17 protein-coding genes are annotated in these 20,458 nt (G+C 73.4%); 10 read left to right on the top strand and 7 right to left on the bottom strand.

Annotated elements, in window-relative coordinates; genetic code table 11:
* Positions 1-6: 6 nt before the first annotated feature.
* Genes J5Y09_RS18565 through mutS form a run of 3 tightly spaced genes read right to left on the bottom strand, consistent with a single transcriptional unit; the run spans position 7 to position 7,075 of the window.
* Entirely contained in the window at positions 7-1,491 is a 1,485-nt protein-coding gene (locus J5Y09_RS18565) for a UdgX family uracil-DNA binding protein (RefSeq protein ID WP_209353315.1), read from the bottom strand.
* Between the two features lie 43 nt (positions 1,492-1,534).
* Positions 1,535-4,354: a [protein-PII] uridylyltransferase gene (locus J5Y09_RS18560; RefSeq protein ID WP_408904066.1), complete on the bottom strand. Its 2,820-nt coding sequence runs from the start codon at positions 4,352-4,354 to the stop codon at positions 1,535-1,537.
* 15 nt (positions 4,355-4,369) lie between these two features.
* Positions 4,370-7,075 (bottom strand): DNA mismatch repair protein MutS, encoded by a 2,706-nt coding sequence (gene mutS / locus J5Y09_RS18555; protein ID WP_209353314.1) that lies wholly within the window; start codon positions 7,073-7,075, stop codon positions 4,370-4,372.
* 43 nt (positions 7,076-7,118) lie between these two features.
* Between mutS and J5Y09_RS18550 the strand changes: the two genes are divergently transcribed.
* From J5Y09_RS18550 to J5Y09_RS18535, 4 genes are all read left to right on the top strand, one after another.
* A complete protein-coding gene (locus J5Y09_RS18550) occupies positions 7,119-7,523 on the top strand; it encodes a VOC family protein (RefSeq protein ID WP_209353313.1) in 405 nt (134 codons plus the stop codon).
* Between the two features lie 80 nt (positions 7,524-7,603).
* Positions 7,604-9,181, top strand: coding sequence for an ABC transporter substrate-binding protein (locus tag J5Y09_RS18545; RefSeq protein ID WP_209353312.1), 1,578 nt, complete (start codon positions 7,604-7,606; stop codon positions 9,179-9,181).
* Between the two features lie 85 nt (positions 9,182-9,266).
* Entirely contained in the window at positions 9,267-11,567 is a 2,301-nt protein-coding gene (locus J5Y09_RS18540) for an NADP-dependent malic enzyme (RefSeq protein WP_209353311.1), read from the top strand.
* The gene (locus J5Y09_RS18535) at positions 11,564-12,001 is read left to right on the top strand and encodes a DUF488 domain-containing protein (protein ID WP_209353310.1); all 438 of its coding nucleotides are present in this window, start codon (positions 11,564-11,566) and stop codon (positions 11,999-12,001) included. Before J5Y09_RS18540 ends, J5Y09_RS18535 begins: the two co-directional genes overlap by 4 nt.
* Positions 12,002-12,095: 94 nt before the next feature.
* On the opposite strand, the gene J5Y09_RS18530 is transcribed toward J5Y09_RS18535, so the two are convergent.
* From J5Y09_RS18530 to J5Y09_RS18520, 3 genes are all read right to left on the bottom strand, one after another.
* Positions 12,096-12,485, bottom strand: a complete 390-nt coding sequence (locus J5Y09_RS18530) for a hypothetical protein (RefSeq protein WP_209353309.1) — start codon at positions 12,483-12,485, stop codon at positions 12,096-12,098.
* A gap of 114 nt (positions 12,486-12,599) precedes the next feature.
* Positions 12,600-12,830, bottom strand: a complete 231-nt coding sequence (locus J5Y09_RS18525) for a hypothetical protein (RefSeq protein WP_209353308.1) — start codon at positions 12,828-12,830, stop codon at positions 12,600-12,602.
* Positions 12,831-12,861: 31 nt separating this feature from the next.
* The gene (locus J5Y09_RS18520; RefSeq protein WP_209353307.1) at positions 12,862-13,827 is read right to left on the bottom strand and encodes a Bug family tripartite tricarboxylate transporter substrate binding protein; all 966 of its coding nucleotides are present in this window, start codon (positions 13,825-13,827) and stop codon (positions 12,862-12,864) included.
* Between the two features lie 190 nt (positions 13,828-14,017).
* Here J5Y09_RS18520 and J5Y09_RS18515 point away from each other — a divergent pair, with 190 nt between their 5' ends.
* The 6 genes from J5Y09_RS18515 to J5Y09_RS18490 all read left to right on the top strand — a co-directional run bounded on the left by J5Y09_RS18515 (position 14,018) and on the right by J5Y09_RS18490 (position 18,570).
* Positions 14,018-14,677 (top strand): EI24 domain-containing protein, encoded by a 660-nt coding sequence (locus tag J5Y09_RS18515; protein ID WP_209353306.1) that lies wholly within the window; start codon positions 14,018-14,020, stop codon positions 14,675-14,677.
* Positions 14,678-14,776: 99 nt separating this feature from the next.
* Positions 14,777-15,424, top strand: coding sequence for a bactofilin family protein (locus J5Y09_RS18510; RefSeq protein ID WP_245217224.1), 648 nt, complete (start codon positions 14,777-14,779; stop codon positions 15,422-15,424).
* Positions 15,425-15,480: 56 nt separating this feature from the next.
* Positions 15,481-15,921, top strand: a complete 441-nt coding sequence (locus tag J5Y09_RS18505; protein ID WP_209353305.1) for a hypothetical protein — start codon at positions 15,481-15,483, stop codon at positions 15,919-15,921.
* Between the two features lie 39 nt (positions 15,922-15,960).
* Entirely contained in the window at positions 15,961-16,875 is a 915-nt protein-coding gene (locus J5Y09_RS18500; RefSeq protein WP_209353304.1) for an AEC family transporter, read from the top strand.
* Between the two features lie 143 nt (positions 16,876-17,018).
* Positions 17,019-18,023 (top strand): adenosine kinase, encoded by a 1,005-nt coding sequence (locus J5Y09_RS18495; RefSeq protein WP_209353303.1) that lies wholly within the window; start codon positions 17,019-17,021, stop codon positions 18,021-18,023.
* Between the two features lie 163 nt (positions 18,024-18,186).
* Positions 18,187-18,570: a hypothetical protein gene (locus J5Y09_RS18490; protein WP_209353302.1), complete on the top strand. Its 384-nt coding sequence runs from the start codon at positions 18,187-18,189 to the stop codon at positions 18,568-18,570.
* A 225-nt stretch (positions 18,571-18,795) separates the two neighbouring features.
* On the opposite strand, the gene J5Y09_RS18485 is transcribed toward J5Y09_RS18490, so the two are convergent.
* On the bottom strand, positions 18,796-20,391 hold the full coding sequence (locus J5Y09_RS18485) for a phosphoenolpyruvate carboxykinase (RefSeq protein ID WP_209353301.1): 1,596 nt from the start codon (positions 20,389-20,391) through the stop codon (positions 18,796-18,798).
* Positions 20,392-20,458 lie beyond the last annotated feature (67 nt).

Genomic DNA, 20,458 nt, shown 5'->3' with positions numbered 1-20,458 from the left:
GACCGCTCATCGCCCGGACGTGCTGATGCCGGCATAGGCCGCCGCGTCGCACAGATCCTCGACGAACATCGCATGTTCGCGCCGTTGCCCTTCCCCTTCCGGCAGGCGCAGCAGATAGGCGGGATGCACCGTCGCGCGCATCGGCGTGCCGCAGCGCAGTTCGTGCGTCGTACCGCGCAGGCCCGACAGCGTGACGCGCGCATCGCCCGTCAGCGCCTGGCCCGCGGTGACGCCCATGGCGAGCACGATGCGCGGGCGCACCAGCGCGATCTCCTCCAGCAGGAAGGGGCGGTAGCGCGCGATGTCGCCCGTGTCCGGCCGCTGGTGCAGGCGGCGGCGTCCCTGCGGCTGGTACTTGAAGTGCTTCACCGCGTTCGTGACATACAGCCGCGCGCGGTCGATCCGCGCCTCGGCCAGCGCGGCATCAAGCAGCCGGCCCGCGGGGCCGACGAAAGGGCACCCGGCAAGGTCCTCCTCGTCGCCCGGCTGTTCGCCCACCAGCATCAGCGGCGCATCGACCGGGCCTTCGCCGAACACCGCCTGCGTCGCCGCCTCGGCGAGCGGCAGCGTCGCATCCGCCAGCAGGCGCGCGCGCAGTGCGGCGAGGGCGGCCTCGCGCGCATCGCGCGGCGCGGGCCGTTCCTCCGCCGCGCGTTGGCCGCTTTCGGCCGCCAGCAGGCGCGGGCGCTGCGGCACCGGCGTGGGCGGCGTCGCACCACGCGCGACCATTTCCCGCACCCGCGCCGGGGCTTCGGCGATCAGGCGGGGGATGTCCGCGGCCTCGGGCATGTTGCGCCAGTACTTCTTGGGCATCTCGGCGCGCATCGCCGCGGGCTTGAGGCGCGCGGGGTTGAAGATGGCGGCGAAATAGGCGCGCCAGAGATCCTCCGTCGCATCCTCGGCGGGCACGTCGCAGCGATGGCCGCCGGGGCCGAAGGCCAGGTCCTGGCCATCCCAATGGATGCTTCGCCGCGGCGTGACGATGGAAAAGCGCAGCGCGGCGAAGCGACGGACGAAGAAGCCGGCCTCGGCTTCCTCGATGTGGTGCTCGGGCTCGAACCAGGCGAGGAAGCGCGGCCCGTCCGGCTGCGCCACTTCGCGGAAGCGCAGGAAGGCGTGCATCTTGTGCGCGTCGCGGCGGACGGACTTCGCCATGGCCTCCGCTCGCACAACGTCCGGGTCGGTCGGGATGCGCAGCAGCGCGGCTTCCCCATGCGTGATGCGCCAGAGCAGGCGATACAGCAGCGCGAAGCGCGCCGCGTCGCGGTGGCGGATCACGACCGAGGCGAGGTCGATGAAGGCGCGCGGCACGCGCGCGGTGGAAGGCGGGTGGTCGGGCGGGGCCTCCCCGAACAGCGCGGCGTCGTCGCCGGCGACGCGCCAGTCGATCTGCGCGGGCGGCAGGCCGGCGGCGAGCATGCGCCGCGCGGCCAGGCGCCAGGCGTCGAGGTCGGCGGGGGCGGGGAGGAGGATGGCGTAGATCGTGGACATGCGCAGGTCGGGGGGAGGAGTTCCCTTCTTCCCCCCGCCCTCTTCAGGCCGGCTCCGCCGCCGCCCGTGTCGCCACCCCGCCGCCGCCCGGCCGTTCGGCCATCTCGAGCGCCGTCTCCAGCGCGCGGCGCAGCCCGGCCAGCTTGCGTTCGTTCTCCACCTTCAGCCCGAACACGTCCTTCACGTAGAACACGTCCACCGCGCGCACGCCGTAGGTAGTGATGTGCGCGGAGGCGATCTGCAGCCCCTGGTCGCTGATCGCGGCCGTCACGTCGTGCAGCAGGCCCGGCCGGTCGCGGCCGTTCACCTCGATCACCGTGTGGGTGTTCGAGGCGTGGTTGTCGATGACGACGCGCGGCGGCACCGTCACGGCGCGCAGCCGCGCGGGTTCGCGCTTCAGTTTGCGGATCTCGTCGCGCAGCCGCAGCCGGCCGGACAGCGACTGTTCCACCAGCACAGCCAGGCGCGCGAGCCGGTGCGGCGCGTCGAAGGCCCCGCCCTGCGCGTCCTGCACCCAGAAGGTGTCGAGCGCCATGCCGTCCGTCATGGTGTGGATGCGCGCATCGACGATGGTGGCACCCGCGACGGCGAGCGCGCCGGCGATCTTGCTGAACAGCCCCGGATGGTCGGTGCAGAAGACCGTCACCTCCGTCACCGCGCGGCTGTCGAGCACGCGCGTGCGGACCGTCAGCGGCGCCTTGGCTTCGCGCGCTTCCTGGATCATCGCCGCGTGGCGGGCGTGCGTCTCGGGGTCGAAGGACAGCCAGTAGCCGGGGTAGCCCAGGTCGAGGAAGGCATCGACCTCCGGCTTCGGCCGGTCGGCCAGCAGCAGGGCGGCGGCTTCCTTGGCGCGGGCGACGCGCACGTCGCGTTCGGGCACGGACAGGCCGCCGGCCAGCACCTCGGCCACGCGCCAGTACAATTCGCGCAGCAGCGTCGCCTTCCAGCCGTTCCAAACCTTGGGCCCGACCGCGCGCATGTCGGCCACCGTCAGCACGAGCAGCAGGCGAAGGCGTTCGGGCGACTGCACCACCTCCGCGATGTCGAGGATCGTCTTCGGATCCTCGATGTCGCGCTTGAAGGCCGTCTGGCTGATCAGCAGGTGATGCAGCACGAGCCAGGAGACGGTCTCCGTCTCCTCCGGCGTCAGGCCGAGCATCGGGCAGATGGTCTGCGCCAGTTGGGCGCCGATCTCGCTGTGGTCGCCGCCGCGGCCCTTGGCGATGTCGTGCAGCAGCACCGCGACGAACAGCGCGCGGCGGGATTGCAACTGGCCGATGAGCTCGGAGGCCACCGGCGCGACTTCGCCGAGTTCGCCGCGTTCCAGGGCTGCGAGCACGCCGACCGCCTCGATCGTGTGCTCGTCCACCGTGAAGACGTGGTAGGTGTCGAACTGCATCAGCCCGACGATGCGCTGCCAGTCCGGCAGCAGGCGGGAGATCAGCCCCGCCTCGTTCAGCATGCGCAGCCAGGTGGCCGGGTCGCGGCCGGTCAGGATGTCGAGGAACTCGCCGCTTGCCTCGCGTTCCCCGCGCAGCCGCGCGACGTGGCGCGCATGGCGGACGATGGCGCGGAAGGCGAGCGGATGGATGTCGAGCCCGCGGTCGCGCGCCATGCGGAAGATGCGCAGCATCAGCGCGGGGTCGATGGTGAAGTCGTGGCCGGGGGCGGCGATGATCTTGCCGTCCGCCAGCGCGAAGCCCGCCTGCGTCAGCGCCTTGTCCGAGGACGGCACGACGGCCGGCGGGCCGAGCGCCGCACGCTCGATCGCCGGTTCCAGGATGCGCGTGAAGCGCGCCACGTCGCGCACGGTCAGGAAGAAGTGCTTCATGAAGCGCTCCACCCCGTCCTGCAGCCCGTGGCGCGTATAGCCCATGCGGGCGCCGACGACGGGCTGGAGGTCGAAGGTCAGGCGCTCCTCCGCCCGTCCGGCGACCAGGTGCAGGTGGAAGCGGACGGTCCAGAAGAAATCCCAGGCGCGGCGGATGGCGCGCGCTTCCTCGGCCGTCAGCAGCCCGCCGCCGGGCGTGGACGGCCCGACGAGCTCGGGCATGCGCTGCACGTTGAAGGCGTAGCGCGCCAGCCAGTACAGCGTCTGCAGGTCGCGCAGGCCCCCGCGGCCTTCCTTCACATGGGGTTCGACCAGGAAGGGGCTTTCGCCGTAGCGCGAATGGCGCTGGGTGCGTTCGGCGCGCTTGGCGGCCAGGAAGGGCTTCAGCCCCCATTCGGCGCGGGCGGCGCGGAAGGCCGCTTCGAAACGCGTGAAGATCGCGGCCTCGCCGGCGATGTGGCGGGCATCGAGCAGCGCGGTCAGCACCGTCGCGTCGCCCTTCGCGTCCACGATGCAGTCGGCGCGCGACCGCGTCGCGTGCCCGACCTTCAGCCCGAGGTCCCACAGCAGGTAGAGCATGAACTCGACCGACTGCTTCCCGCGCGGGCCCATCGCGCCGTCGGTCAGGAACAGCAGGTCGATGTCGGAGAACGGCGCGAGCACGCCACGCCCGTAGCCGCCGGTCGCGACCAGGGCCCAGGGCTTCTCGCCGGCCGCCGGCGGCAGCATCGCTTCCGTGTAGGCGTGGATGCCGGCCATGACCGTGTCGGTCAGCGCGGCCAGCCAGCGCGCGGCCGCGAGGCCCGAAAGCTCATGCGCCTCGAAGGCCTGCTGCACGCGGTTCTGGATGCGGCCCAGGTGGCGGCGCAGCAGCGTGACCGCCTCGTCCCGCGGCACGGGGCGCGCGCGCGGCATGAGGTCGGAGAGAAGATTGGCCAGGACCACGGGCGGCTCGCCCACCATCCGGGCCGGCCGCGGTGCGGGGCCCTCGGCGGGTCCGGCGGTCGTTCCGGCTTCGTCCAGGGAGGTCATCGTCCGCCAGACTACCTAGTCCGCCGCCTCCGCGACAGGCCCCAGCAGAGATTTCAGCCGGTAGAGCGCATCGAGCGCCTCTCGCGGGCTGAGCGAGTCCGCATCGAGTTCCGCCAGCGCGGCCAGCGCGGGATGGTCCGGCGCGGCGGGCGGCGCCGGGGCGGCCGGGCGGGCGAACAAGGGCAATTCCTCGGACAGCGGGTCCAGGCCCCGCGCGCGGGCCTCCAGCGCCTTCAGCACCTCCTGCGCCCGGACCAGCACCGGGCGCGGCACGCCGGCCAGCCGCGCGACATGCACGCCCCAGGATCGTTCCGCGGCGCCGGGGCCCACGCGGTGCTCGAACACCACCTCCCCGCGCCATTCCCGCACCTGCATGGTGGCGGGGGCGAGGTCGGGCAGCTTGCCGGCCAGCGCGGTCAATTCATGGAAATGCGTGGCGAAGATGGTGCGGCAGCGGATGCGGTCGTGCAGCGCCTCCAGCACGGACCACGCGATGGCGAGCCCATCCCAGGTCGCGGTGCCGCGGCCGACCTCGTCCAGCACCACCAGGGATCGTGCCGTGGCCTGGTTCAGGATCGCGGCGGTTTCCGCCATCTCGACCATGAAGGTGGACCGGCCGCCGGCGATGTCGTCCGCCGCGCCGACGCGGGAGAACAGCCGGTCGACAAGCCCGATCCGCGCGGCATCGGCGGGCACGAACAGCCCCGCCTGCGCCAGCACGACGGCCAGCGCGTTCTGCCGCAGGAAGGTCGATTTGCCCGCCATGTTCGGCCCCGTCAGCAGGCAGAGCCGCCGGCCGGGCGATAGGTCGCAGTCATTCGGCACGAAGGCCGGGCCGCGTGCGCGGGCGAGGGCGGCCTCGACCACCGGATGCCGGCCGGCGGCGATGGCGAAGTCGGCGCGATCGGCGATGTCGGGCCGGCACCAGCGGCCATCGGCGCCGAGTTCGGCGGCGGCCGCATGCACGTCGAGTTCCGCCATCGCCGCCGCCGCCGCGGCGATCGCCGGTGCCGCCGCCAGGCACAGCCGCCGCAGGTGCTGCGCGACGGCCCTTTCCCGCTTGCTCGCCTGTTCCCCCGCCTCCGCCACGCGGCGGTCGAGTTCGGCGAGCGCCGCGCAGGTGAAGCGCATCGCGTTCGCCATGGTCTGGCGATGCACCGGCGCCATCGGCCCGTCCTTGGGCGCGGCGCGCAGCAGCTTTTCCCCGGCCGCGGCCGGCACTTCGGCGAGGAAGCCGAATTGCTGGTGGTGGCGGATCTTCAGGCTGGCCACGCCCCAGCCCTGGGCGAGGTCCATCTGCAGCGCCGCGATCGCCTCCCGCGCCCCGGCGGCCAGCCGCCGCAGCGCGTCGAGTTCGCCATCGTAGCCCGTGGCGACGAGGCCCCCATCCTCGAGCCGCGCGGGCAGCGGATCCGCCAGCGCGCGCGCGAGTTCGGCGCGCGGGCTGTCCGACGGCATCAGCGCGGCGCGCGCGCCGGCGACCAGGGCGGGGACGGGCGGCACGCCGGCGGCGGCGTCGATCGCGCCGGCCATCGCCTCGGCGCGGGCGAGGCCATCCCGGATGGCGCCGAGGTCCCGCGGGGCGAAGCGGTCGAGCGACAGGCGCGCCAGCGCGCGCGCCATGTCGGGGGCGCCCTTCAGCGCCGCGCGCAGGCCGGCGCGCACCGCATCCGCCGCCAGCAGGAAGGCGACGGCGTCGTGCCGTGCCGCGATCGGCGCGGCCTCGGCCAGGGGTGCTGCCAGCCGCGCGGCGAGTTCGCGCGCGCCGGCGGCCGTCACCGTGCGGTCCACGGCGGCGAGCAGCGAATGCCGCGCCTCGCCGCGTTCGCTGCGCAGGATCTCAAGGCTGCGGCGAGTCGCGCCGTCCATCTGCAGCAGGCCGCGCGCCCCGGCGGGGACGGGCGCGGACAGGCGCGGCAGGGCGCCGGCCTGGGTCAGGCGCACATAGTCCACCGCCATGGCGGCGGCGGCCGCTTCTTCCGCCGTGAAGGCGCCGAAGCCGTCCAGCGTCGCGACGGAGAAGGTGTCCGCCAGGCGGCGCGGACCGTCGCGCGGCGGGTCGGACACGGCGATGCGCTCGGACAGCGCGGCGAGCGCGGCACCGCGCGCCAGCGCCTCCGGCGCCAGCACCTCCGCCGGTTCGAGCCGCGCGAGCAGCGCGGGCAGGTCGGCGGCCGGCAGGCTTTCCGTACCGAAGGCACCGGTCGTCACATCGAGCCAGGCGGCGCCGAGCCGGTCGCCATCCGGCGCGAGGGCGAGCAGCCAGGCGGGCCGCGCGGCATCGAGCAGCGCGTCCTCGGTGACGGTCCCGGGGGTGACGAGGCGCACCACCTCCCGCCGGATGGTCGGCGCGCGGCGGCGCTTGGCTTCCTCCGGCGTCTCCATCTGGTCGCAGATCGCGACGCGGAAGCCCTGGCGGATCAGGCGGGCGAGGTAGAGCTCATGCGCATGGGCGGGCACGCCGCACATCGGCACCTTCTCGCCGCGATGCTCGCCCCGGTAGGACAGCGCGATGTCGATGGCGGCCGAAGCCGCTTCGGCATCGGCGAAGAACAGCTCGTAGAAGTCGCCCATGCGGAAGAAGACGAGCGCGTCCGGATGCGCGGCCTTGGCGGCGAACCATTGCGCCATGGCGGGGGTCGCGCCGTCGGCGCGCGGGATCCCGGATGCGCCTTCGGCGCGCGGAATCTCCTTGCGGTCCGGGGACGGGGCGCCTGTCATGTCCGCTGCTCTAAACCGGAAACAGGCGGGGCGGGAGGGATCGATGCGGATCGACGGGCTGGACCACGCGAATCTGCGCTGCCGGCCGCAGGACCTGCCCGCGGCGCTCGCCTTCTACCGCGACCTGCTGGGGCTGAAGGAAGGGCCGCGGCCCGCCTTCGATTTCCCGGGCCATTGGCTCTATGCCGGCGGGCGGCCGATCCTGCACCTCGCGGCGCGGGAGACGGTCGGGCCGCCGGAAGGGCCTTCGAAGGGCGCGTCCTTCGAGCACGTCGCCTTCCGTGCGCGCGGCCTGCACGACATCCGCGCGCGGCTGGCCGAACGCGGCATCGGCTTCGCTGAGGCGCTGCTGCCGGGCTTCCCGCTGCATCAGCTGTTCCTGACCGACCCCTTCGGGTTGCGGGTGGAACTCACCTTCGACATGAACGATCCGGCGAATCTCGCCTGACGGTGCGGGTTCCCCCGCGCGCCGCGCCGTCCTAGCCTTCCACCATGGGCGCGCCACGACGCCCGCGAGGAGGCAGTTCCATGATCCGTCGCCGCACCCTGTTCGCCACCGGCGCCGCCGGGCTGATGGCCGCGCCCGCGGTCGCGCAGAACACCCGCGCCACGACGCTGCGCTTCGTGCCGCAGGCGAACCTCTCCGTCCTCGACCCGATCTTCACCACCGCGACGGTCACCGGCAACCACGGCTACTACGTCTACGACACGCTCTTCGGCGTCGATGCGTCCCTCACGCCCAGGCCGCAGATGGTGGAGGGGCATGATACATCGTCGGACGGGCTGACCTGGCGGTTCCGGCTGCGGGAAGGGCTGCGCTTCCACGACGGGAGCCCGGTGCGCTCGGCCGACTGCATCGCCTCCATCAAGCGTTGGTGCGCGCGCGAACCCTTCGGCCAGCTGCTCGCCCGCGTGGTCGACGACTGGACAGCGGCGGATGACCGCAACTTCCAGGTCCGCCTGAAGCGCGCCTTCCCGCTGCTGCTCGACGCGCTGGCCAAGCCCGATTCCTCGACCCTGTTCATCATGCCGGAGCGGATCGCCAACACCGATCCGGGCCGCGCGATCACCGAGGTGATCGGCTCCGGCCCCTTCCGCTTCATCCCCGGCGAGTACAATTCCGGCAGCCGCGTGGTGTACGAGAAGTTCGACGGCTACGTGCCGCGGGCCGAACCACCCTCCTGGACCTCGGGGGCCAAGGTCGCGCATTTCCGGCGCATCGAGTGGCACATCCTGCCCGACCCCGCGACCGCCGCCGCCGCGCTGCAGAGCGGGGAGATCGATTGGTGGGAAAGGCCGCATCCGGACCTCGGCGCGCTGCTCGCCCGCGCGCGCGACGTGCGGCGGGAGGTGACGGACCCGCTCGGCCGGCTCGCCGTTATGCGCATGAACTGCCTGCATCCGCCCTTCGACAATCCGGCGGTGCGCAAGGCGGTGCGGCTTTCGGTGCTGCAGGAGGACTACATGCGTGCTTCCCGCGGCGATGCGCGGGAGGATTGGGATCTCTGCCGCAGCCTCTGGCCGCGCGGCACGCCGTATCACGAGGATACCGGGGCGGCGATGATCCCGGGCGACCTCGACCGCGCGCGCGCGGCGTTGCGCGAAGCCGGCTACGCCAACCAGCGCGCCGTCATCATCAACCCGACCGACTTTCCGGACATCGGGCCGCTCGGCCTCGTCTCCGCCGACCGGCTCAAGCGGATCGGCATGAACATCGACCTGGCGGAAAGCGACTGGGGCACGGTGGTGCAGCGCCGCAACTCGCGCGAGCCGGTCGATCGCGGCGGCTGGTCGATGCTGCACACGACCGGGGGTGCCACCGCCTGGGCCAATCCGGCGCTGTCCTTCCTGGTGCGCGGGCAGGGGCTGCGCGGCTGGTTCGGCTGGTGGGAAAGCGCGCGGGCGGAGGAACTGGCGGAAGCCTGGCTCTACGAGACCGACCAGGCCAGGCAGCGCTCGCTCGCCGGAGAACTCGGCCGCCACGCGCTCGAGGAAGAGGCCTTCGTGCCGCTCGGCCAGTTCCGGATCCGCACGGCCTTCCGCCGCGACCTGACCGGGATGCTGGAGGGGTCCTCCCCCTATCCGTGGAACCTGCGGCGCGGTTGACGCGCCTGCGAAGCCGGGGGGTCGCAAGTGGCGGCCCCCGGGGCCAGAATGGCGCCTGCACCGCCTATCGGGGACAAGAACGACAATGGATGACGTGAAGCAGCCGCCCGCCGAGGACACGCGCACCACCCGCGTGACGGGCGAGGAAGCGCTCGCCATGCACGCCGAAGGGCGCCCGGGCAAGCTGGAGATCCGCCTGACCAAGCCGCTGATCACGGCGCGCGACCTCAGCCTCGCCTATTCGCCGGGCGTGGCCGAACCCTGCCTGCACATCCACCGCGATCCCAAGCTCGCCTACGACTACACGGCGAAGGGCAATTTCGTCGCCGTCATCTCGAACGGCACGGCGGTGCTGGGCCTGGGCAATCTCGGCGCGCTGGCGTCCAAGCCCGTGATGGAAGGCAAGGCGGCGCTGTTCAAGCGCTTCGCCGACGTCGATTCGATCGACCTGTGCGTGGATACGGAGGACGTGGACGCCTTCGTCAATTCCGTGCGCTACCTCGGGCCGTCCTTCGGCGGCATCAACCTCGAGGACATCAAGGCGCCGGAATGCTTCGTCATCGAGCAGCGCCTGCGCGAGCTGATGGACATCCCGGTCTTCCACGACGACCAGCACGGCACCGCCATCGTCGCCGCCGCGGGGCTGATCAACGCCATCCACCTGACCGGGCGCGACATCGCGACGACGCGGCTCGTGATCAACGGCGCCGGCGCGGCATCGATCGCCTGCGCCGAGCTGGTCAAGGCGATGGGCATGCGGCCCGAGAACGTGATCCTGTGCGACACCAAGGGCGTGATCTGGCGCGGCCGGACCGAGGGCATGAACCAGTGGAAGTCGGCCCATGCCGTGACCACCGGCGCACGCACGCTGGCGCAGGCGCTCGACGGCGCCGACGTGTTCTTCGGCCTGTCGGTGAAGGGCGCGCTGACGCAGGAGATGGTCCGCGCCATGGCGCCGAAGCCCATCATCTTCGCCATGGCCAATCCGGACCCGGAGATCACGCCGGACGAGGCGCGCGCCGCGCGGCCTGACTGCATCATCGCGACGGGACGCTCGGACTACCCCAACCAGGTCAACAACGTCCTGGGCTTCCCCTTCATCTTCCGCGGCGCGCTCGACGTGCGCGCGAGCACGATCAACGACGCGATGAAGGTCGCCGCGGCGCGCGCCCTGGCGATGCTGGCGCGGGAGGACGTGCCCGAGGAAGTGGCCGGCGCCGGCGCGGGCAAGGCGCTGCGCTTCGGCCCCGAATACATCATCCCCAACGCCTTCGACCCGCGGCTGATCTCCCGCGTCTCGCCGGCCGTCGCCCGCGCGGCGATGGACAGCGGCGTGGCGCGCAAGCCGCTGCTCGACCTGCAGCGCTACGAACGCGACCTCGCCAACCGGCTGGACGCGACCGTCGGCGCGCTGGAGGCGATCGCCGATTCCGTGCGCAACAATCCGAAGCGCGTGGTCTTCGCGGAAGGGGAGGAGGAGAAGGTCATCCGCGCCGCCATCGCCTTCCGCAACGCCGGCTACGGCACGCCCGTGCTGGTCGGGCGGGAGGACCGGATCACCGCGATCACCGCCGCCCTCGGCGTGCCGCTGCCGGAAGGGATCGAGATCCAGAACGCCCGCGTGTCGGACTCCAACCGCCGCTACGCGGAATACCTCTACGGCAAGAAGCAGCGCGACGGCTTCCTGTTCCGCGACTGCCAGCGCCTGGTCAACCAGGACCGCAACGTCTTCGCCGCCTGCATGGTGGCGACGGGGGAGGCCGACGCGCTGGTGACCGGCACGACGCGGTCCTTCGCGGTGGCGATGGAGGGCATCTCCATGGCGATCGACCCCGTCCCCGGGCGCAGCGTGTTCGGCGTGTCCATCGTCGTCTCCCGCCGCGCCGGCACGGTGCTGGTGGCGGACACGGCGGTGCACGAACGCCCGGATGCGGAGACGCTGGCCGGCATCGCGCGCGGCTCGGCGGCCGCCGCGCGGCGGCTCGGGCTCGAACCCCGTGTCGCCTTCCTGTCCTTCTCCACCTTCGGCGATCCGCGCGGCACCATCCCGGGCTCGATCCGCGACGCGGTGAAGCTGCTCGCCGAACGCGGCGCGGATTTCGAGTTCGATGGGGAGATGTCGGCCGACGTGGCGCTCGACCCCGGGCTGCGCGCCTCGCTCTACCCGTTCTGCCGCCTGACCGGGCCGGCCAATGTGCTGATCATGCCCGGGCTGCACGCCGCGCACATCCTGACGCGCGCCGTGCCGCGGCTGACGAGCGCCACCGTGATCGGCCCGCTGCTGACCGGGCTGACGCATTCGGCGCAGATCGTGCCGATGCAGGCGGGGGTGAACCAGATCCTCGACGTCGCCTGCCTCGCCGCGCATGCCGCCGTGACGCGATGAGCCGCCCCGGCGAGGTCCTCACCATCGGCTATGAGGGGACCACGCCGGACCGGCTGATCGCCGCGCTGAAGGGCGCGGAGGTCGCGACGCTGGTCGATGTGCGGGCGCTGGCGAACAGCCGGCGGCCGGGCTTCGCCAAGGGCGCGCTCTCGGCCGCGCTGGAGGCGGCGGGGATCGGCTACCTGCATCTGCGCGCGCTCGGCACGCCGGCCGCGGGCCGGGCGGCGGTGCGCGCGGGCCGGCCGGCCGAGATGCGGCGAATCTTCGCGGCACACCTGGCGGGCGACGAGCCGCAGGCGGCGCTGGCCAACCTGCGCGACCTCGCAGGCCGGCAGCGTGTGTGCGTCCTGTGCCTGGAAGCGGACCCGGCGCAATGCCACCGCACGCTGGTGGCCGAGGCGGTGGGCGGCGGCATCGTGCACCTGCGTCCCTGACGGGTCGGCGCGGGCCGGTCGGCACTCCCGCGCCGCGACGGCAGGCCGCCCCGACGATCCGCGACCTCGCCCGCCGGACGCTACCGCCGGTGCTTCAGGGCCGCGCCGGCGCTGGTGCCGCAGGCTGGGCCGCCGCCGGCGGCGTCCCAGGGCCGGTCAGCCTGTCCCCCTGCCGCGCGGTCCATTCGCCAGCACCCTGCAACCTTTCCCCGGTCCAGCGCATGGCGCGGCCGACGGCCGACCCGCTCTCGTCCGCCGCGCGGCCGAGCGCCTGGCCTGTCTGTTCCGCGGCGCGGTCGAGGGCGGCGCCGGTCCGCTCGGCGACGCCGGGCGTGCGGGCCGGCGCCGCGTCGTTCGGCGCGGCAGGCGCGGCCGGCGCGGGTTCGACGGCGCGCGGCACCGGCGGCGGCAGGGGGGCGGCCGTCTGCGCCAGCGCGGGCGCGGCGAACAGGATCAGGGCAAGGGCAGGCGGGACGAATCGCATCGGTCACTCCCTGGGAGCGATGCGGGAGATGATGCGCCGCCGGTGCGGCGACAACGGGGCAGCGTCATGCCGCAGCGGCGAAGTCCCGCCGACCCCGCCGCGCGGGGCGGGGGCTCAGGACCCGAAGGCCCATTCCCCGGCGCGGCGCAGCCGTTCGCCGGTCCAGCCAGCGGCGCGTTCCAGCGCGGAGCCGGTGCGGCGGGCGCCGCGCTCGATGCCTTCCCCGGTGCGCTTGGCGGCGCGTTCCATGGCGCGGCCGGTGCGCTGGACGGCGCCTTCCCGGGCCTGGGCCGGCAAGGCGAGGGCGGCGGCGGCAAGGCCGACGAGGATCGCGCGACGGTTCATGCCTGGAAGTTGAGCAAACCTTAACGTGAGGTCAAGCATCCAGCCGGATGCCCAGTTCCCGGATCAGTGGCCGCCACAGCGCGTTCTCGGCCGCGACGAAGGCGTCGAATTCTGCCGCGCCCCACGCATTGGTCTGGATGCCGAGCGTCCGGGCGCGCCCCTGCATGTCCTCCGACGCCACGGCGCGGACCAGTTCCGCGTTCAACCGCGCCACGATCGGCGCCGGCGTTCCCTTCGGCACGCTGATCCCCTGCCAGCCGAAGGCCACCGCGTCATGGCCGAGTTCCCGCAGCGCCGGCACCGCGGGGGCTTCGGCGGTGCGCTGCTCGCTGAGCACGGCGAGCGCGCGCACGCGCCCGTCGCGGATGAAGGGCAGGCCCGTCGCCGTGTCGATCATCACGAGGTCCACATTGCCCGCGAGCAGGTCCTGCATCGCCGCCTGCCCGCCGCGATAGGGCACGTGTTCGGCGGCGAGCCCGGAGCGGCGCTTGGCCAGTTCCATCGCCAGATGGTGCGGCGACGCGACGGCCGGCGAGCCATAGGTCGGCGCCCGCGCCCGGGATGCCGCGACCAGCGCCGCGAAATCCCGGTGCGGCGCATCGGCCCGGCAGACGACGTAGAGCGGGAAGCGCCCGATGAAGCCGATGCCGGCGAGGTCGCGGTCCGGGTCGTAGGGCAGGCGGGCGTAGAGCGCCGGGTTGTAGACCAGGATGCCGTTGTCGACATGCAGCCAGGTGTAGCCGTCCGCCGGGGCGCGCGCGGCGGTCTCGCTCGCCAGCACCGCGCCGCCGCCGGGCCGGTTCTCGACCACCAGGCTCTGCCCGAGCCGCGGGCCCATCTGCGCCGCGAGCAGCCGCGCGAAGACATCCGAGGGGCCGCCCGCCGGATAGCCGACGATCAGGCGGATCTGGCGCTCGGGCCAGCCGCCCTGCGCCCGCGCGCCGCCGGCCGTCGCCGCCGCCATGCCGAGCGCCATCGCGCCGCGCCGTCCGATCATGCCGAGTTCCTCCTCGCGTGCCGGCGCCGAGTCTGGCGCGCGGCGGTGGCGGCGCCAAGGCATGCGCCGGGCGGCGCGGGCCTCCGGCCAGGGGAACGCCGGGCTGTGGCGCGGCGGGGCATCCTCCGGGACGCGGCCGGCGACCGGCGCCGCTCTGGACCTGCGCCGCGCGCGGCGGCATGTCCACGCCATGCCCGCCGCCCTTTTCCTCGCCCTCGGCCAGATCGGGGATCCCGCCTTCCGCCGCCCGCTGCTCTGGGGCGTGCTCGGCGCCGCGGCCGCGATCGGGCTGCTGGCCTGGGGCGCGGTGGAACTCGCGGCCTGGGCGGCGGCCGGCGAGCCGGGCTGGCTGTCCTGGCTGGCGCAGGCCGGCGGCGGCGCGGCGGCGCTGGTCGCCGCCTGGTGGCTGTTCCTGCCGGTGGCGGCGGCGATCTCATCCCAGTTGGTCGAGCCCGTGGCGGCGGCGGTCGAGCGCCGGCACTACCCTGGGTTGCCGCCGGCGCAGGGCGCCTCGGTCGCCGCGCAGGTCGCCTTCGGGCTGCGCTTCGGCCTCCGGCTGCTGCTGCTGCAGATCCTGCTGCTGCCGCTACTTTTCGTGCCGGTGGTCGGGGCGATGGCGGCGCTGCTGCTCTCCGCCCATGCGCTGGGCTCGGGGCTGGTGCAGCAGACGGCCTTGCTGCGCATGGACCCGGAGGCGGCGCGCATGGCCTGGCGACGGCGGCGTCTCGCGGGCTGGACGCTCGGCCTGCTGCTCGCCCTGACGGCACTCGTCCCAGGATTGAACCTGCTTGTCCCGGTGCTCGGGACGGCTGCGGCGGTGCATCTGCTGCACCGCGGCGAGGCCACGTAAAACCTGGGGATAAGCCGGGTTCGGGCGTTGTGGCGGCGCGCGGCCGCATGCTAGCCCCGACACACCACGTAAACCCATGGAATCGAGGGGGGGTCTTCGATGTCGCTGTTCCGCCGCAAGGACGAACCGGCCACCGCCACCGGCAGCGAGGCCGCGCCCACGACCATTCCGGCCGCGCGCGATTCGGATCTCGCCATGCCGCCCTTCCGGCCGGCGGGCATCGCCGTGTCGGCCACGCCGGCTTCCTCCGGCCCGGTCGCGCCGAAGCCGAACTCGGCGCCCGCGGGCGCCGGCGTCTCCCGCGTCGCGACGCCGCCCGCCGCCACCACGGCGCCGCGCCCGCCCGTGCGCCCGGAAGCGGCCGACCGCCGCACCCTCGTCGTCGGCAAGGGGATCAGCCTGCAGGGCACCGTCACGGAAGCCGAGCGGCTGGTCATCGAAGGCACGATGGAGAGCCAGCTGCTCCAGGCGCAGGAACTGGTCATCAGCCATTCCGGCGTCTTCAAGGGCGAGGTCCAGGTCGAGGATGCCGAGATCGCCGGCACCTTCGACGGCACGCTGATCGCCAACGGCTCGCTGACCATCCGCGCGACCGGCCGCGTGCTCGGCACGGCGCGCAGCCGGCGCCTGTCGGTCGAGGATGGCGGCCAGCTCTCCGGCAAGATGGAGATGATCACCGAGGCGAGCGCCCCCGCGCAGCGCCCGGCGCTCGCCCCCGTCCGCTCGAGCGAGCCCGCCGACGCCTGATCCCGCCCCGCCCGGCCCCGCGCCGGGCGGCCAGGGGAGAGGACTTCCCGCCCGCAATGCCCCCCGGCCTGCGTCCCGCCTGCCTGCTGCCTTTGCTGCTGATGGGCTGCGCGGCGGAACGGGAGGCGGAACAGGCGCGAGCGATGGAACAGGCGCTGCGGTCCGCCCGTGCGGGACTCGTCGCGCCCGCCGCGCCGGCCGTCCGCCCCCCGACGCCCACCCAGGCGCGCCCGCCGGCCGGCGCCGTGTCCTCCGCCGCCGCCCTGGCCGGGCTGCGCGCCGAGGATCTGCGCCGGCGACTCGGCGAACCCGCGCTGCGCAGGCCGGAAGGCGATGCCGAGATATGGCTCTACGAGGCGCCCGGATGCCGGCTCGACGTCATCCTCTACCCGGAGGGCGGCGCGCTGCTGGTGGGGCACGCCGCCGCGCGGGCGCATGGCGGCGCGCGGGTGACGGAAGCGGCCTGCCTCGCCGCCCTGCCCGGCCGGGCGCCGTGAGGGCATCGTCCTGACCCACCCCATCCCCGGCGTCGCGGCATGAGCGCCTGGCTCGACGCCTTCGTGCCCGCCTTCGCCCTGCTCGGACTCGGCGCGCTGATCAAGCGGCGCCTGCTGCGCGACGACGTGATCTGGGCCGGCATGGAACGCCTGATCTACTGGGTGCTTCTGCCGAGCCTGATCGTCGCGGCGCTCGCGCCGCTCGACCTCGCGACTCTGCCGCTGGGGCGCATCGCGGCGGCGATCTGGGGGGCGCTGGCGCTCGGCACGCTCGTCTCGGTGCTGATGGCGCGCGGCATGGGGCATGGGCACGCGGCCATGACCTCCATCCTGCAGGGCGGCATCCGCTTCAACAACCTGATGGGCTTCGCCATCGTCGGCGCGCTGTTCGGCGCGGCGGGCACCGGTTTCGGCGCGGTCGCGACCGGCATCATCGTGCCCTTCGTGCAGGTGGTGACGACGCTCGCCTTCGCCTTCGACGGCAAGCGCGGGCCGCCGCGGCCGGCGGCGATCGCGCGGCAGCTGCTGCTCAACCCCCTGCTGCTCGCGGTCGCGATCGGCTTCGCCGTGGCCGCGGCGGGCGGGCTGCCGCCCGGCATCGCGCCCACCGTTCAGGCGCTGGGGCGCGCGTCCGTCGCGCTCGGCCTGCTTTGCGTGGGCGCGGCGCTGTCGCTGCAATCCTTTTCCGACCGCGTGCCGACGCAGGCGGCAACAGGCGTGCTGAAGCTGATGGTGATGCCCGCGGTGACCTGGGGGCTCTGCACCCTGTTTGGCGTGCCGCCGCTGGCGACCGCCGTCGCCGTGGTGTTCATGGCGCTGCCCACCGCGGCGACCTCCTACGTCATGGCGCGGGCGATGGGCGGGGATGCGCCGTTGATGGCGGCCATCACGACGACCGAACACATCGCGGCGATCGCGACGCTGCCGTTCTGGGTGTGGCTCGTCGCGCCGTGAAGAAGGATGGGGGAGAAGGGAACTTCTCCCCCCGGCCCCCCTCAACCTTTTTTGGCACCGGGGGACAGGATGGGGGGGAGGTTCCCCTCCCCCGCCCTTCACGCTATGCGCCGCGCATCCCAGGGCACAGGACGACCACGCGCATGACCAGCCTCGACATCCTCGGCATCGGCAACGCCATCGTGGACGTGCTCGCGCGCGCCGAGGAGGACGTCCTGGTCCGCCACGGCATGGCCAAGGGCGGCATGGCGCTGATCGGCCCCGACCAGGCCGAGACCATCTACGCCGACATGGGCCCGGGCGTGGAAAGCAGCGGCGGTTCGGCCGCCAACACCTGCGCCGCGGCCGCCGCGCTCGGCGCCAAGGTCGGCTATCTCGGCAAGGTGGCGGACGATGCGCTCGGCGCCGTCTTCCGCCACGACATCACCGCGGCCGGCGTGCATTTCCCCACCCCGCCGCTGTCCGGCGGCGCGCCCACCGCGCGCTGCCTCATCCTCGTCACGCCCGACGGGCAGCGGACGATGAACACCTTCCTCGGCGCCTGCGTGACCTTCGGGGAGAAGGACGTGGACCCCGCCGCGGTGGCCGCGGCGCAGGTCACCTACCTGGAAGGCTACCTGTACGACCCGCCGGCGGCGCAGGCCGCCTTCCGCGCCGCCGCGCGCATCGCCCACGCGGCTGGGCGCAAGGTCGCCATCACCCTGTCCGACGCCTTCTGCGTCGAACGCCACCGCGACGCCTTCCTCGCCTTCGTGAAGGAGGAAGCGGACATCCTCTTCGCCAACGAGGCCGAGATCCGCGCGCTGTATCACGCCCACACCTTCGAGGAAGCGGCGGCGCAGGCGCGGGCCGATGTGGGCCTCGCCGCGCTGACGCGCAGCGAGAAGGGCAGCGTCATCATCGCCGGCGCGGCGACGCACGAGATCGCCGCCGTGCCCACCACGGTCCTGGACACGACCGGTGCGGGAGACGCCTACGCGGCCGGCTTCCTCGCGGCGCTGACCGCCGGCCATCCGCTGCCGGAATGCGGCCGCTGGGCCTCCGTTGCGGCGGCCGAGGCAATTTCCCATTTCGGGGCCAGGCCGCAGGCGGACCTCAAGGCGCTGGTCGCGGGCGGGGCGCAGGGGATCGCGGCGGCGCTGGGCTAGGGCGGACCGCGCCGGCTTCGGGAAAATATTCGTAGTCTTCCGGGGTGGTTGGGTCCAGTATTCGCCCGTCCAATCAAAGTCGACTGAATGGCCATGCCGTGTCCACGGAATGGCCTCATTCAAGGTGTTTCTGGCACCTGTTCGACGGATTGAGGAGGACATCATGCGCAAGCACCCGATCAGCCTCGCCATCTTTGGCCTGGGACTGGCCATCAGCCCGGCCCTGGCCCAGGGAACCCAGCCGCTCAGCGGCGGCGACCGCGTCTCCGCCGAGGCCGACGGCATCGGCGCGCGGGATGTCGGCCCGCTGCTCCGCCAGGCGGCCGATGCCGCGCGCGGCGGCCGCCTGCCGCTCGCGCTCGAACTGGTGGAGCGCGCCGAGACGCTGGTCCTGACGCGCGGCACCATCGCGGGAACCGAGACGATCCCGCTGCGCGCCGGCGCGGTCGCCGTCATGCAGGATGCGCGCGCCGCGCTGTCGCGGCGGGACGTGGCGGCGGCGACCTCCGCCATGGCGGAGGCCGAGCGCCTGACCGCCGGCATGTGATGGCCGGACGCGACCGCGCCGTTGCCCCCTGACGGCGCGGTCGTTCGGGCGGCCCGCGGCCTATCCCCTCCCCCGCCGCGGGCCGCCCCAGTGGCGGCTTCCGCAAGGCGGGCCTGCCTTCCCGATGGCGATGCGCCTCGCGCGCCCGGGCAGGGTCCGCGTGCGGCCACCGGATGATGTCGGGAGGATCCCGGCCAGGCGCGAAGGCCTGGCCGGGCGAGTGCGTCAGGCCGCGGCGCGGATCGCCACGGCCTTCACGTCGTCGCCCACCGCGCCGGCGAACGTCGCGAAATTCTTCTCGAACAGGCCGACCAGGTTCTGCGCCGTGCGGTCATACGCCGCCTTGTCGGCCCAGGCCTCCCGCGGGTTCAGCACGTTGTCGGGGATGCCCGGCACGCTCTTGGGCATCATCAGGCCGAAGAAGGGGTCGCGCACGTAGTCGACCTTCGCCAGCGACCCGTCGAGTGCCGCGCGCAGCAGCGCGCGCGTGTGCCGGATGCTCATACGGCTGCCCGTGCCGTAGGACCCGCCCGACCAGCCGGTGTTGACCAGCCAGCAATCGGCCCCGTGCTTCGAGATGAGGTCGGCGAGCATGCGCCCGTAGACCTCCGGGTGGCGCGGCAGGAAGGGCGCGCCGAAGCAGGTGGAGAAGGTCGCCTGCGGTTCCTTCCCAAGCCCCTTCTCGGTGCCGGCGACGCGCGCCGTGTAGCCCGACAGGAAGTGGTACATCGCCTGCGCGGAGGACAGCTTGCTGATCGGCGGCAGCACGCCGAAGGCGTCCGCGGTCAGCATCACCACGTTCTTCGGCAGCCCCGCCGTGCCGCTGCCGACCACGCCCGGGATGTAGTGGATCGGGTAGCAGGAGCGCGTGTTCTCGGTCAGCGACGCATCCTCGAGGTCGAGGTTGCCGTCCACATCGGCCACGACGTTCTCGAGCACCGCGCCGAAGCGGTGGGAAGCGTCCCAGATCTGCGGCTCGGCCTCGCGCGACAGGCGGATCACCTTGGCGTAGCAGCCGCCTTCGAAGTTGAAGACGCCGGCATCGGACCAGCCATGCTCGTCGTCGCCGATCAGCGCCCGCTCGGGGTCCGAGGACAGCGTCGTCTTGCCCGTGCCGGACAGGCCGAAGAACAGCGCGACGTCGCCCTTCTCGCCGACATTGGCGCTGCAATGCATCGGCAGCACGCCGCGTTCCGGCAGCAGCCAGTTCATCACGGTGAAGATCGATTTCTTGATCTCGCCCGCATAGGAGGTGCCGGCGATCAGGATGGTGCGCGTCGCCAGCGACAGCGCGATGACCGTGCCGGTGCGGCAGCCATCCGTGCCGGGGTCGGCCTCGAATTCCGGGGCGTGCAGGATGGTCCAGTCGGGCGCGAAGCCGTCCAGCGCGTCGCGCTCCGGGCGGATGAACATGTTGCGCGCGAACAGCGCGTGCCAGGCGTTGGTCGTCACCAGGCGGACGCGGATGCGGTGCGCGGGATCGGCGCCGGCATGCAGGTCCTGCGTGAAGAGTTCCGCCTTCTGGCCGAGATAGGCCTGCACGCGGGCGACGAGGCCGGCGAACTTGTCCGCCGGCAGGGGCTGGTTGATCTTGCCCCACCAGACCGCGTCGCGCGTCGCCGGTTCATCCACCACGAACTTGTCCTGCACGGACCGGCCGGTGTGCTGCCCGGTCACGGCGATGAAGGCGCCGTCGGCCGACAGCCGCCCTTCCCCGCGCCGCAGCGCCGCGGCGACCAGGGTCGGGGCGGTCAGGTTGGGATGGACTTCGCCGCTGGGGATCACGCCGGTGCCGACCAGCGCGGTGGGGGATGCGGACATGCGCGACAACTCTCCTGGACACCACGTTGCAATGCGGTGACGGCGCCGTTTCGGCGATGGCGGCGGC

It is taken from the genome of Roseomonas nitratireducens, from assembly GCF_017813355.1.
GTDB lineage: Bacteria > Pseudomonadota > Alphaproteobacteria > Acetobacterales > Acetobacteraceae > Neoroseomonas > Neoroseomonas nitratireducens.
Note: the sequence above shows the minus strand (reverse complement) of the source record. Positions and strands in the feature narration are given on the sequence as shown.